The 12,757-nt window shown below is 49.4% G+C and carries 13 protein-coding genes and 1 riboswitch; of the genes, 1 reads left to right on the top strand and 12 read right to left on the bottom strand.

Going from position 1 to position 12,757, the window contains the following annotated elements; translation table 11 throughout:
- Nucleotides 1-8 precede the first annotated feature (8 nt).
- From sdaAB to KNO71_RS08100, 3 genes are all read right to left on the bottom strand, one after another.
- On the bottom strand, nt 9-671 hold the full coding sequence (sdaAB, locus tag KNO71_RS08110) for an L-serine ammonia-lyase, iron-sulfur-dependent subunit beta (RefSeq protein ID WP_214684492.1): 663 nt from the start codon (nt 669-671) through the stop codon (nt 9-11).
- Between the two features lie 63 nt (nt 672-734).
- Nucleotides 735-2,414, bottom strand: a complete 1,680-nt coding sequence (locus KNO71_RS08105; protein ID WP_201302241.1) for a DAK2 domain-containing protein — start codon at nt 2,412-2,414, stop codon at nt 735-737.
- A 22-nt stretch (nt 2,415-2,436) separates the two neighbouring features.
- Entirely contained in the window at nt 2,437-2,799 is a 363-nt protein-coding gene (locus tag KNO71_RS08100; protein ID WP_015881350.1) for an Asp23/Gls24 family envelope stress response protein, read from the bottom strand.
- Nucleotides 2,800-3,051: 252 nt separating this feature from the next.
- On the opposite strand from KNO71_RS08100, the gene rpmB reads away from it, so the two are divergent.
- Nucleotides 3,052-3,240 carry a 50S ribosomal protein L28 gene (gene rpmB / locus KNO71_RS08095; RefSeq protein ID WP_015881349.1) on the top strand — a complete coding sequence of 63 codons (189 nt, stop codon included), beginning with the start codon at nt 3,052-3,054 and terminating at the stop codon, nt 3,238-3,240.
- A 55-nt stretch (nt 3,241-3,295) separates the two neighbouring features.
- On the opposite strand, the gene KNO71_RS08090 is transcribed toward rpmB, so the two are convergent.
- From KNO71_RS08090 to fmt, 9 genes are all read right to left on the bottom strand, one after another.
- Entirely contained in the window at nt 3,296-3,883 is a 588-nt protein-coding gene (locus KNO71_RS08090; protein ID WP_078146677.1) for a thiamine diphosphokinase, read from the bottom strand.
- On the bottom strand, nt 3,880-4,455 hold the full coding sequence (thiT, locus tag KNO71_RS08085; RefSeq protein WP_078146676.1) for an energy-coupled thiamine transporter ThiT: 576 nt from the start codon (nt 4,453-4,455) through the stop codon (nt 3,880-3,882). The genes KNO71_RS08090 and thiT overlap by 4 nt, the downstream gene beginning before the upstream one ends.
- 72 nt (nt 4,456-4,527) lie before the next feature.
- Nucleotides 4,528-4,628, bottom strand: a riboswitch (TPP riboswitch).
- Nucleotides 4,629-4,648: 20 nt separating this feature from the next.
- On the bottom strand, nt 4,649-5,305 hold the full coding sequence (rpe, locus tag KNO71_RS08080; RefSeq protein WP_078146675.1) for a ribulose-phosphate 3-epimerase: 657 nt from the start codon (nt 5,303-5,305) through the stop codon (nt 4,649-4,651).
- A 3-nt stretch (nt 5,306-5,308) separates the two neighbouring features.
- The gene (rsgA, locus tag KNO71_RS08075; protein WP_047795432.1) at nt 5,309-6,196 is read right to left on the bottom strand and encodes a ribosome small subunit-dependent GTPase A; all 888 of its coding nucleotides are present in this window, start codon (nt 6,194-6,196) and stop codon (nt 5,309-5,311) included.
- A 42-nt stretch (nt 6,197-6,238) separates the two neighbouring features.
- Complete coding sequence (gene pknB / locus KNO71_RS08070) at nt 6,239-8,191, bottom strand: Stk1 family PASTA domain-containing Ser/Thr kinase (protein ID WP_214687924.1); 1,953 nt, start codon at nt 8,189-8,191, stop codon at nt 6,239-6,241.
- A 5-nt stretch (nt 8,192-8,196) separates the two neighbouring features.
- Nucleotides 8,197-8,931, bottom strand: coding sequence for a Stp1/IreP family PP2C-type Ser/Thr phosphatase (locus KNO71_RS08065; RefSeq protein ID WP_214687923.1), 735 nt, complete (start codon nt 8,929-8,931; stop codon nt 8,197-8,199).
- A gap of 8 nt (nt 8,932-8,939) precedes the next feature.
- The gene (gene rlmN / locus KNO71_RS08060) at nt 8,940-10,025 is read right to left on the bottom strand and encodes a dual-specificity RNA methyltransferase RlmN (RefSeq protein ID WP_015881342.1); all 1,086 of its coding nucleotides are present in this window, start codon (nt 10,023-10,025) and stop codon (nt 8,940-8,942) included.
- A gap of 3 nt (nt 10,026-10,028) precedes the next feature.
- Nucleotides 10,029-11,360, bottom strand: a complete 1,332-nt coding sequence (rsmB, locus tag KNO71_RS08055) for a 16S rRNA (cytosine(967)-C(5))-methyltransferase RsmB (RefSeq protein ID WP_078146672.1) — start codon at nt 11,358-11,360, stop codon at nt 10,029-10,031.
- Nucleotides 11,347-12,747, bottom strand: a complete 1,401-nt coding sequence (gene fmt / locus KNO71_RS08050) for a methionyl-tRNA formyltransferase (RefSeq protein WP_214684504.1) — start codon at nt 12,745-12,747, stop codon at nt 11,347-11,349. Before fmt ends, rsmB begins: the two co-directional genes overlap by 14 nt.
- Nucleotides 12,748-12,757: the final 10 nt, after the last annotated feature.

Raw genomic sequence — 12,757 nt, 5'->3', positions numbered from 1 at the left:
CATTCTCCTCATTCCCCAAAAATAGCTATCCGTTCGATTTGCGGTAACCGTTCCAGCTCTGCGATCACTTCCGCAGGAATGGTCTCATCAATCTCGATCGCCATCAACGCCTGCATCCCTTTTTCATGGCGGCTCACTTCCATATGTCCAATGTTTAATTGGTGGTTCGCCAACACACCGGTCACAGCCGCGATGGCCCCGAATCGATCATGGTGCAAGACGACGAGTGCAGGTCCCCCGCCTGTCAGTTTCAACGGGAATCCGTTCAGTTCCGTAATCTCAATCGTTCCCCCACCGATTGAGATTCCGACAATCTCAAATGTGCCAAAATCATCTTCGAGCAAGACCCGGGCCGTATTCGGATGATCCGTCAACAGATCACTCGTCTCAAAGATGACCTCGATTCCTTTTTCACGGGCGATATCTAACGCCTGTGGGATTCTCAGATCGAATGTATCGAATCCCATGATTCCACCGACGATCGCCACGTCCGTACCGTGACCCCGATACGTGTCAGCAAACGACCCATAAAATGTGATGTGCGCCGTACGCGGCGTTCTCCCGAACAACTTCCCGGCCATCAAGCCGATGCGGGCAGCACCTGCTGTATGCGAACTCGACGGTCCGACCATGACCGGACCAATGATGTCAAACACACTACGATATTTCATCAATTTTTCCCCCTTTCAAAAATCCCTACCTTCATTATACAGAAGGTAGGGATTCGAAACAGCTTATTCCACACTAAAAATATAAGAGTAAAGCGGTTGTTTGCCGTCGTGAACTTCAATTTCAATCTCGTCGTTCACCGATTCGATATATGACGTCAACGCTTCTACGTCCGATGCAGAAGAGCCTTCTCCTGTTAAGATCGTGACGATTTCATCGTCTGCATCGATGAGCGCATCGACTAATCGTTTAGCCGCTTCTAAGCTCGATGGAGATGAAGAAACGATTTTCTTCTCAGCAATCGCCATGTGCTCATCTTTTTTGATTTCAACGCCATCGATGCTCGTATCACGAACAGCGTATGTCACTTGGCCGGACTTCACTGTCGCGGCTGCCGCTTTCATCGCTTGTTCATTCATCTCGACATCCGCTTCAGGATTGAATGCGATGGCTGCAGCGAGACCTTGTGGGACGGTCTTCGTCGGAATGACCGACACGCCGCACGGTGCGACAGACGCCGCTTGTTCAGCCGCCATGATGATGTTGGAGTTGTTCGGGAAGATGAAGACGTGTTCCGCATGTGCCGACTCAATCGCCTTGACGATATCTTCTGTCGACGGGTTCATCGTCTGACCACCTTCGATGACGTGGGCCGCCCCGAGTGAACGGAACAGTTCGCTGACGCCTTCACCCATTGCGACCGTTACGATGGCAAATGGTGCTTTCGGCTTCTCCGCTTGTTGAACACCGTGTTGGTTGGCACCGTGTTCTTCTTCAAGAATCGTCGAGTGTTGTTGACGCATGTTCTCAATTTTGACTGCGACAAGTTCACCGAAGCGCTGACCTTTCGTGATGACCTCACCTGGCGTCTCGACGTGAACGTGAACTTTCAAGAGCTCCTCGTCCGCGACGACAAGAAGAGAGTCCCCGAGTTCAGACAACTCGTTTCGGAATGCATCTTCGTTGAACGGTGCATCTTTCAACTTGTCCTCTTGGAAACGGACCATGATTTCCGTACAGTAACCGAATTCGATATCTTCTGTTGACATGAATCCTTGCGCTGCATGCGCATGGTGTTCTGCTTCAATCAATGCATCCATCACCGGAGTATGTGGTTTTTCGAGTTCTTTTCCTTCAAGACTCGCAAGGAATCCTTCGTAAATGACGAGAAGTCCTTGACCACCTGAGTCGACGACCCCGACTTCTTTTAACACCGGTAACAAGTCCGGTGTACGGTCTAACGAAGCTTTTGCTTCGACGATGACACGTTTCATGAACTCTGTGAAATCACTTGTCGACTCAGACGCAAGGAGCGCTTCATCAGCCGCTTCACGAGCAACCGTTAAAATCGTTCCTTCAACCGGTTTCATAACCGCCTTGTATGCCGTGTCGACACCGCGTTTGAGCGCTTCTGCAAAATCAACTGTCGTGAGTTCCGTCTTACCTTCAACGGCTTTCCCGAAGCCGCGGAACAATTGGCTTAAAATAACGCCTGAGTTTCCACGTGCTCCCATCAGGAGTCCACGAGCGAACTTTGATGATACCTCTGCGATATCAGATGAGTTCATGGCTGCTACTTCTTTCGCACCTGACGTCATCGTCAAGTTCATGTTCGTTCCCGTGTCTCCGTCTGGAACCGGGAAGACGTTAAGCGAATCTACATAATCTGCGTTTTGGCTCAAGTTGGCCGCTCCGTTTGCGATCATGTTTGAGAGCGCCACGCCATCTAAACGATTTAAACCCACACCAAATCCTCCTCCGTTTTCGTCAGTCATTCGTCAGACGAACGCCTTGAACGAATATATTTACCGACGAAACGTTTAATCCTAAAGTTTCTCCGAGCGTATATTTCACTCGGCTTTGCACGTTGTATGCGACTTCAGATACTTTCGTCCCGTAGCTTACAATGATGTGCATGTCGATATGTACGTCCTCATCCTCTTGACGTACGACGACACCACGCGCGTAATTTTCACGTTTTAACAATTCAGCAATGCCGTCTTTCAATTGTGCCTGTGAAGCCATGCCGACCACACCGAAGCATTCCATCGCCGCACCACCTGCGAGTGTCGCGATGACGTCACTTGTGATGTCAATATTGCCATATGTTGTCTTCATTTCAATTGCCATATGGAGTAGCCTCCTTTATTCGGAATGATTCCTAATGTACATTCTACAATAAGTACCTAGTTATTAAAAGAACCTGCTCCAGAATCTCGGTCAATTAACGCGATAACCTCATTCATTATTCAAATCCTTGAGAGTAATGTCAAGTTTTTTTCTTGTCATGGTATGATTTTCTAGTTGCATCGGGAAAAAAGCCGTGCTAATATAAACGAGTGTCTATTAGGACGAACCCACATAAAAAAGGAGGGGAAACGCATGGCACGTAAATGCTACGTAACAGGTAAATCACCTAAATCAGGTAACAACCGTTCGCACGCACTCAACAAGACAAAACGTACTTGGGGTGTAAACGTACAAAAAGTTCGTATTCTCGTTGACGGTAAACCGAAACGCGTTTGGGTTTCAGCTCGCGCACTTAAATCAGGTCTCGTTGAACGCGTATAATACTTATACACGAACGAATAAATCCCAGCGGCATTCGCCGATGGGATTTTTTTGCTTATTTTTTGACGAGCATGACGAGGACCATTCCTTCATGGACCGTCAACAAGGCACGCTCTTCGCTCCACTCATTTGAAACGGTCAACGCTTGCGCGCTATGGACCGGATGACGGTCGAGTGGATATTTGACCCCCTCAATTGAAATCGTGGCGGTTTTCCAAGGCATGAAAGACAAGTAATGTTCATCTAGTTTTTTAATCTCATAACTTCCTGGCCGAGCGAGAAAAATCGTTTGACCCGTCCCATGAAGAACCATTCCCGGATACGATTCGAGTAGACCGACGTTCGCGAACGTCATATCAACTCGTCCCCCGAGTGCCCCGTACACATCCATCTGGGTCGCCCCCCGATCGATCGCCAATTGAAGCGCAATCTCGAGGTCGGTCACATCCTTTTCAGAAGGGTAACGTAGCGCCTCCTCAGGAGGTGGTCCGACAAACGAATCAAAGTCTCCGACGACGACGTCGACATCGATTCCTTCATCTAATAATCTTTGATATCCACCATCGACGCCGATGATAAAATCGGCATCACGCGGTAAGTCCGGAATAGGTTCCGGACTCGCCGCGACGATTAAGATGTTCATTGACGAATGTCCCGTGTCGCAACACGCGTGAATCGCGGAGCTGTCGTGAAGAGTAAGACTAATACGATGGCTGAGATGACAAACGACGGAACCATATACGTTGCGTTATAGCCAAGTGAATAAGCCACGACCGGACCCTTCGCATACTCAGCGAAAAAGACAATCCCTGAGATGACGTGAGCCGCATAACGCAACGCCGACCCGATCAATGCTCCGAGCACTAAATAGGTAGCGAGGGTCTTCGTCGCGCCTTGACCAGCGGCCTGTTTCACACGTCCGGCAAAGACGCCGGCCACGCCGACAAGTCCGTACGCGACCGTATAATCGAGCAAGAACTGAACTGGCGTAAAGATATAGGCTCCGAACAAGAGTTGAAGCGTCCCGACGAGCGCACCAGTCGCAAGTCCCCCTTTCAATCCGTGACGAAACGCCATCACAAAGATCGGGAGCATCGCCAGACTGATTGATCCCCCTTCTGGCAATCGGTATGGGATGAGTAAATCAAAAACTAGCCCAAGCGCTGCGAACAATGAAATTTCGATGAGTGCTTGTAATTTAAAACGTGATTTCATCTTTCTTCCTCCTTTATTGTGTGAACGACAAAAAGCAGCATGACGTAAACGCCATGCTGCTTGGATTCGCAACGTGCATTTTCGCCACATCCCTACGTCCGTGTGAACGGAACAGGTTCAAAGGGTTAGCGTATGCCTCTCAGCCACATCATGTGACACCCCTTGCGACTCTATCTTGTTGTTCTACCGTCGATTATACACGAGATGCGCCACGAATGCTATCGATGGCTGCTTTATAATCCGGTTGATTGTAAATGGCTGAACCGGCAACTAGGACATCTGCCCCTGCATCAATGCAACGTTTCGCCGTCTCTTCATTGACGCCACCATCGATTTCAATTTCAAAATCGAGCTGACGGTCTTTGCGAAGCTGACTGAGCGCCGAGATTTTCGGTACGACGGATTCAATGAACGCTTGTCCACCAAACCCTGGATTGACGGTCATGAGTAATACCATATCGACATCTTGAAGGATATGTTCAATCGTAGAGAGCGGTGTGTGCGGGTTCAAGACGACCCCACATTTCGCCCCTGCCGCTTTGATTTGCTGCAAGACTCGATGTAAATGGTTCGTTGCTTCCACGTGAACCGTCACAATGTCTGCCCCCGCCTTGACGAAATCTTCGACATAGCGTTCCGGTTGATCAATCATCAAATGCACATCGAGAACCATGTCTGATTTTTTGCGCAAGCTCGCGAGGACTGGTAGCCCAATCGAGATGTTCGGCACGAACTGCCCATCCATCACGTCAAAATGGATATAATCCGCCCCCGCATCTTGAACGGCTTTCACTTCAGTCTCCAAATTGGCAAAGTCGGCTGCTAAAATTGATGGTGCGATTTTAATCATCTGTCAATACCTCCGTTTACGATCGTTTAACTCCTCCATAAAGGTAACATAATTCTCATAACGAGTTGAAGCAATTTTGCCATCTTCTACGGCTTGTTTAATGGCACAGCCCGGTTCATTGATATGGACGCATCCCCGGAACTTGCAATCGTCGTGACGTTCCACAAATTCTGGGAAGCACCATCTTAGTTCATCCGCCTCGAGTTCTTGCGGAAACTCGAGACTAGAAAATCCTGGCGTATCCGCCACAAGCCCGTCGGCCAATTGAATGAGCGTGACGTGACGCGTCGTATGTTTCCCACGACCGAGTGATTTGGAAATTTTCCCTGTGGCCAATTCGAGTTCAGGCGCGACTGCGTTTAAAAGCGAACTCTTCCCTACACCTGTTTGACCGGCAAACACGCTCGTCTTCTCTTTGAAGAGTCCCCGTACTTGATCGACCCCATCCGAAAGCTCCGTCGACGTTTCAATCACGTCATATCCGATGGCACGATAGCGGGCGACCGCCTCTTGAATCGGTCCGGTCTCTTCTTCACTGAGTAGGTCCATCTTCGTTAACACGATGATTGGATGAATCTGTTTGGATTCGATCAATACGAGGAATCGGTCAAGCAAATGATAAGAAAACGCCGGTTCTTTCACAGAAAAAAGTAGAAATGCCTGATCGATGTTGGCGATTGGTGGGCGGACGAGATGGTTTTGACGTTCCTCCACCTCTAAAATATAGCCCGTCCCATCTTCTTGATCTTGAATGACAACGTCATCGCCGACGACAGGTGAGATGTTTCGTTTCCGAAAATTTCCTCTCGCCCGACACCGAATCTCTTGATTCGACTCGGTCATCACATCATAAAACCCGCCTTGTAAGCGAATAATCGTTCCTTTCAATATGACTACCTCCCTTAAAAAAGAGGTGACGACACCGTCACCTCTTTATTGTGCCTCTTTGGCCTGTGCATATGTGACTGAATCCGTTCGGACGATTTCACCATCGACTTCAATCGTTGCGGTCCCGACTTCGTCCGGGGCAATAACGAGCGTATACGAATACGTTGTCGTCTCTGTGATGTTATCCCGTAACACTTCAATTTCACCGCGCGCATCGACCGTGCGAATCACGACCTCGACGGCTTTCGGTTTCTTGTCTTTGTCCGGTTGCTCGACTTCGACGCTCACTTCACGTTCGATGGAGACGTCCGTCGGTTCAACCCCTTCCGATACGATGACCGTAAGTTCCGTTCCCGGATCGACTGCCGTACCCGCCGTTGGAAGTTGACGGATGATTTGACCTTTAGGAACACTTGTCGAAAACTCATCCCGTCTCACGATTTTTAACTTGTTTTGATCGGCATAAGTCGATGCCTCGTCAAACGTATATCCCGCGAGATTCGACAGTTCGACTTTGTTGCTTCCTGTCGACACGACGAGCGTCACCGTCACTTCTGAAGGAACGACTTCCTCGCCTGGGTCGAGGGATTGCGAAATTACATCTCCGCTAGCGACTGTTTCCGAAGCTTCTGTTTTGATTTCAAGGTCACTGAATGCCAGATCTTTTAACATGCGTTCAGCTGCTGTTTGGGACAATCCCTCCACATTCGGCATTTCGACGGTTTCTTTCCCGGCCGAAACGACGATGGTCACCGTCGTGCCTCGTTTTGGTTTACGCCCTTGTTGTGGGTTTTGCGAAATGACCTCACCTTCTTCGACGTCATCGCTCGCCCGCTCCGTCACTTCGACGACGAAATCGGCATTCTCAAGTTCAGAAGTGGCATCTCCGATACTCATTCCAACGACATCCGGAACGACGGCTCGTGACATTTCATCGGCGACCACGTATGCTGCAATGCTCCCCCCAATCAGGAGCAACACGAGTAAAATCCAAATCCACCATTTGCGTTTCTTCTTTTTGACCGGAGTCACCGCTTCAGGTTCCTGTTCGCTAGACGCTGTGACCGGGGTCGGTGTTACCGGTGTCTCTGGTTTTTCTTCAGGCATGACCGGTGTCATGACGAGCGTTTGATCGAATTCATCCTGACTGGCCGAAACACGTCTCGGCTCATTGGCGCGTTCACGGCTTAATGACGTCATGCAATCTTTTTTAAAGGCTGCGACCGAAACATGACGGGCACCTGGTGACTTGGACAATGCTTGCATGACACAGTTTTCGAGTGCCTGTGGAATATTCGGATTTAAGTCCATCGGTCGAATCGGTTCGTCTTGCAAATGTTGAAGGGCGACGGCGACGGGTGTCTCGCCAATGAACGGGACACGACCTGTCAACAATTCGTACAGTACGGCACCGAGCGAATAAATATCTGACTTTTCATCAGCAAATTTACCGCGCGCTTGCTCAGGTGAGAAATAATGGACCGAGCCGAGTACGGACATCGTATGCGTCAACGTCGCATTCGACATCGCCACGGCAATCCCAAAATCGGTCACCTTCACGTTACCGTGCTGATCGATCATCATGTTCTGCGGCTTGATATCACGGTGAATGATTCGATTTGCATGGGCATGGTCAATCGCATCACAAATCTGTCCCATGATGCGTAGCGCTTCATCGACAGATATGTATTCTTCTTGCAAGTATTGTTTTAACGTCACCCCATCGACATGCTCCATGACGATATAGTACAAATCTTCTTCATCGCCGACGTCATAGATCGCCACGATGTTTGGATGGTTCAGACTCGTAGCCGCATGGGCTTCTCGCTCGAACCGACGTATAAATTGTTCGTTATGTGAGAATTCAGATCGCAACACCTTGATGGCGACGGTTCGGTTTAAGATCTCGTCATGAGCCCGGTAGACATTTGCCATGCCTCCGCTGCCGATTTGTTGTTCGATCCGATAACGATCGTTGATTCGTTCTCCGCTTCGCATCGGATTCATCCTCTCTTTCTATCTGTGAATTGAACGAGGGCGACCGTGATATTGTCGCTTCCTCCCAATTGATTGGCTTCTGAAATGAGTTGCTCCGCTTTTTGTTCGGCGGATGCCGTTTGTTGTAATACGTGTTGAATCGCCACATCGGTCATGTGTGTCGTCAATCCATCCGTACAAATTAAAATCACATCAAACTCAGGGTCAGCGAGCACTTGCACGTCAGGTTCGACTTGTTCGCTTGAACCGATTGCCCGGGTGATGACATTTCGTTTCGGATGAACCCGCATCTCTTCTTCCGTCAATTCACCGAGTTGTTTGAGCACATTGACGTAAGAATGGTCCTCCGTAAGACGTCTTAACTCATTCGCCTGGAGCGCATAGACGCGACTATCTCCGATATGGACGATGACCACCGTTTCTTCATTCCAACAAACAGCTGCCACAGTCGTTCCCATCATGACAAGATTCGACTGCTTCGCAAATTGCAACACTTGATCGTTCGCCAAATCGATGTGGTGGCGGAACCATCGTTCGATTTCGACAGGGGTTGCCGGGAGAGACGGGAACGCCCGTCTAAACTCTTCAATCACGATTTGACTCGCGACCTCTCCCGCTGCATGCCCACCCATTCCGTCTGCAACCAGGGCAATCCCGGTTATGGCATCACCTAAGATTAAAACTGCATCCTCATTTTGTGTGCGTACTTGTCCACGATCTGTTCGAAATGCTAATTCCATCTTTCTGATTACCTCGTTTCTTGTTCGCGCTCCTTCGCTCGAAGCTGTCCACAAGCGGCATCGATGTCCGACCCTTGCTCGCGACGGATTGTCACGTTCACATTGCGGTCTTTGAGCACTTTTTCGAAGGCAAAGATTTGAGCTCGCGGTGTCCGTACATAGTCACGTTCGAGTACATGGTTGACAGGAATCAAGTTGACGTGACATTTGATTCCTTTTAACAGGTCTGCCAAGAGATGGGCATATTCTTCCGTATCGTTGACACCACCAAAGAGTCCATATTCAAACGTGATGCGACGTCCGCTCTTCTCCGTGTAATAACGGACCGCATCCATCAACTTGTCCAAGTCAAAGGCACGGTTGATCGGCATGAGCTTAGTACGCAATTCCGTCGTCGGTGCGTGAAGTGAAATGGCGAAGTTGATTCGCATACCTTCATCGGCAAACTTGTAAATCTTTGGAACAATCCCACTCGTCGATACCGTGATGTGTCGTGCTCCGATGTTGAGTCCATTGTCATGGTTGACAGTACGTAAGAAACGCATTAACTCATCGTAGTTATCGAACGGTTCGCCGATTCCCATGACGACGATAGAGTCGACGCGCTCTCCTGTCGCGTCTAATGCACGTTGTACGTCGAGCACTTGGGCTGTGATTTCCCCGGCTTCTAAGTTTCGTTTCAAGCCGCCGAGTGTCGAGGCACAGAACGTACATCCGATCCGGCAACCGACTTGTGTCGTGACACAAATCGAATTTCCGTATTCGTGACGCATGAGTACCGTTTCAATTGAGTACCCGTCCTGAAGTTCAAACAAGAACTTGATTGTGCCGTCTTGGGATTCCTGCTTGACCAATTCTTTTAACGTCGTCAATTGGAACGATGCCTCTAATTTGTCGCGAAGCGCTTTCGGAACGTTGGTCATATCATCAAAAGTCGTGACCCGTTTGACGTACATCCAATCATATAATTGTTTCGCACGGAATGCCTTTTCTCCTGCCTCGATCACCCATGCCTCAAGTTCGGGGAACGTCAACGAATAAAGTGACGGTTTTGCGCCTACGAGTGGATTCTTTTCTACTGCTTTTGGATTCATCTTTTATACCTCTTTCTTAAATGCGGCGATATAGAAGCCGTCGGTCCCGAATGTCGTCGGTAATAATTTTAGTTCAGCACGGTCCGATTCCATCATCGGACGAACAGATTGTGGGAGACGACCTTTGAGCGTTTCGTCCCACATCAACCCTTTCGACAGAATATAGTCAGCCTGCGTCTCATTTTCAGACGGGTCGATTGTACATGTCGAGTAAACTAGCGTACCACCTGGTTTGAGCAGTGGCAATACGGCATCAATGATTTGTCTTTGTATCTTTGGTAAGTTTTCGAGTTGAGCTTTGTCCTTCGTCCATTTAATATCCGGCTTTCGACGAATGACGCCAAGGCCCGAACAAGGGACATCTAAAAGAATCCGGTCAAAACTCTCTTCTTCAAACCGTTCACCTGCTAAACGAGCATCAAGGGCAAGTGCGGTCACTCCATTGATGTGTAGACGTTTCGCTTGTTGGTCAATCAATTTTGCTTTGTGCGGATGAAGGTCAAGCGCGGTGAGCGACCCACCTTGCATCCGCTCTGCCGTATGCATCGCCTTGCCGCCTGGTGCGGCACATGCGTCTAGGATGACATCGTCTTTCGACACGCCGAGTGCATCCGCGACAATCATAGAGCTTTCATCTTGAATCGATAGGAAACCTTCCTCGATAAATGGGGTCGCATGGACATTCCCAGACTCTACGACGAGTCCATCTGCCGACAGTTCCGAACGTGACGTCATGACGCCAGCATCAGCCAACCGGTTCATCATCTCATCCACTGAAATGCGCTTTCGGTTGACCCGAATCGTAACAGGAGCAGGTTCATTGTTTAATCGGCAAATCGCTTCTGCCGTTTCCACACCATATAACTCAATCCAATCTGATACGAGCCATTCCGGATGACTGTGCTCGATGGCGATTCGTTCTGCATCGGTCAAGCCACTAAAGTCCGGAAACCCTTCCCGAAGCACATTTCGTAACACCCCGTTTACGAATTTGCTCGTTCCGAGGTGATGACCTCGTTTTTTCGCGATTTCGACCGCCTCGTGTAGGACGGCCCGGTCGGGTACTTTATCAAGATAGAAGAGTTGATAAACGCTCATCCGAAGAAGCGGGAGGACAAACTTGTCTAGCTTCTTCGGCGAACGGATGCGGTCTTTCAAAATATAATCGAGCGTCCCTTTGCGACTGAGCGTCCCATATACGAGTTCGGTATAGAGACCGACATCTTTTGGGGCAACTTTTTTTTGTTTCAATGTATCATTGACGGCAATCGTCGAATACGCGCCGCCTTGTTCAATTTTCATTAGCGTATCAAGCGCTGCTTCACGTACGTTCATGAGTTCCTCCTAATCGGTCGCCAATCCGTAGCTTTTGTCCGGTACCACGCATGAAGGTTGCACCATCCATCCGTTTCTTACCTGCAGGTTGCAAATCGGTCACTTTGATGGCGACGTCGTTCCCTGTCGCCACGACAAATCCGTCTTCTTCCAGACGAACGACTTCTCCCGGCTGTCCCGAACCTGTCGTTTTCTCTCCCATGAACAATTTCACACGTTCACCGTCAAACGTTGAATAGGCCGTCGGGAATGGGTTCATTCCTCGAATATGGTTGTAGATGGACTCGCCGTTCATTGTCCAATCGATCTGTTCACGCTCACGGCTGATGTTCGGGGCAAACGTCACGTCTCGCTCGTCTTGAGGCACCGCCTCAATCCACCCTTCCAAGAAGGCCGGAAGCGTACGGATCAGAAGATCGCTTCCTGCTACAGCCAGTTTATCAAATAAAGACCCGACTGTATCCGTCTCTTCAATAGGTACGATGGTATTGGCAATCATGTCCCCTGCATCTAACTTGTCGACCATGTACATGATCGTCACACCTGTCTCAGACTCCCCATCAAGAATGGCTTGATGGATCGGGGCACCTCCGCGATATTTCGGAAGGAGGGAGGCATGTACGTTGATGGCTCCGTGAGGCGGGGCTTCTAGTAAGGCGGTCGGCACGATTTGTCCGTACGCCGCCGTCACAATCAAATCAGGCTTCAGCTCTAAAATTTCTGCATAGTCTGTGCGCACTTTTTCAGGCTGCAACACGGGAATACCGTGACGAAGCGCACACTCTTTTACTGGAGTCGGCTTAAGTTCACGTTTTCGCCCGACCGGTTTATCCGGTTGCGATACGACACCTACGACATTGTATCCTTCTTCAAGCAGTCGCTCAAGTACCGATACGGCGAACGTCGGCGTCCCCATGAAGACGATGCGTTTGTCTTTTCCAGGGTTCGGGACGGCGAGCTTGTCTGTGAACAAGACGCCATCCAAATGATCCATCTCATGTTGAATCGCACGAGCGAAAAAGCCGCTCGCTTGAATCGTATGTGTCCGCCCTTTCAAATCTTGATTCTTGACGACGATCGACTCATGTCGTTCCACGAATCCGAATTCGCCTGGGATGCTCAAACATCCCTCTAGTCCAACTTCTCGACCGGATGTTTCAATGATTTCCGGGTTGATCAAGACGAGCGGTCCCGTCTCATCATCGGTATGGACGACCGCGAGCCGCTGGTTCAAATTGACTTGCGGTGCCGCGACACCAACTCCGTCATACTCATACATCGTATCAAACAATCGGTCGACAGTCTGACGCAATTTTTTATCAAACTTTGTCACCGGTTCGCACGTTACGCGCAAAATGTCATTCGGTACTTCTACTACTTTATACATGTCTCTCCAC

Origin of the sequence: Exiguobacterium sp. s163 (assembly GCF_018617135.1) — a bacterium.
Taxonomy (GTDB): Bacteria; Bacillota; Bacilli; order Exiguobacteriales; family Exiguobacteriaceae; genus Exiguobacterium; species Exiguobacterium profundum.
This window is presented reverse-complemented; position numbering and strand designations above follow the sequence as displayed.

What these genes read in the sequence shown, in the direction of transcription:
- rpmB (WP_015881349.1), top strand. Translation starts at nt 3,052, where the DNA reads ATGGCACGTAAATGCTACGTAACAGGTAAATCACCTAAATCAGGTAAC.
- rpe (WP_078146675.1), bottom strand. Translation starts at nt 5,305, where the DNA reads ATGATTAAAATCGCACCATCAATTTTAGCAGCCGACTTTGCCAATTTG.
- rlmN (WP_015881342.1), bottom strand. Translation starts at nt 10,025, where the DNA reads ATGAATCCAAAAGCAGTAGAAAAGAATCCACTCGTAGGCGCAAAACCG.
- fmt (WP_214684504.1), bottom strand. Translation starts at nt 12,747, where the DNA reads ATGTATAAAGTAGTAGAAGTACCGAATGACATTTTGCGCGTAACGTGC.
- thiT (WP_078146676.1), bottom strand. Translation starts at nt 4,455, where the DNA reads ATGAAATCACGTTTTAAATTACAAGCACTCATCGAAATTTCATTGTTC.
- KNO71_RS08100 (WP_015881350.1), bottom strand. Translation starts at nt 2,799, where the DNA reads ATGGCAATTGAAATGAAGACAACATATGGCAATATTGACATCACAAGT.
- KNO71_RS08090 (WP_078146677.1), bottom strand. Translation starts at nt 3,883, where the DNA reads ATGAACATCTTAATCGTCGCGGCGAGTCCGGAACCTATTCCGGACTTA.
- pknB (WP_214687924.1), bottom strand. Translation starts at nt 8,191, where the DNA reads ATGCGAAGCGGAGAACGAATCAACGATCGTTATCGGATCGAACAACAA.
- sdaAB (WP_214684492.1), bottom strand. Translation starts at nt 671, where the DNA reads ATGAAATATCGTAGTGTGTTTGACATCATTGGTCCGGTCATGGTCGGA.
- rsmB (WP_078146672.1), bottom strand. Translation starts at nt 11,360, where the DNA reads ATGAACGTACGTGAAGCAGCGCTTGATACGCTAATGAAAATTGAACAA.
- KNO71_RS08065 (WP_214687923.1), bottom strand. Translation starts at nt 8,931, where the DNA reads ATGGAATTAGCATTTCGAACAGATCGTGGACAAGTACGCACACAAAAT.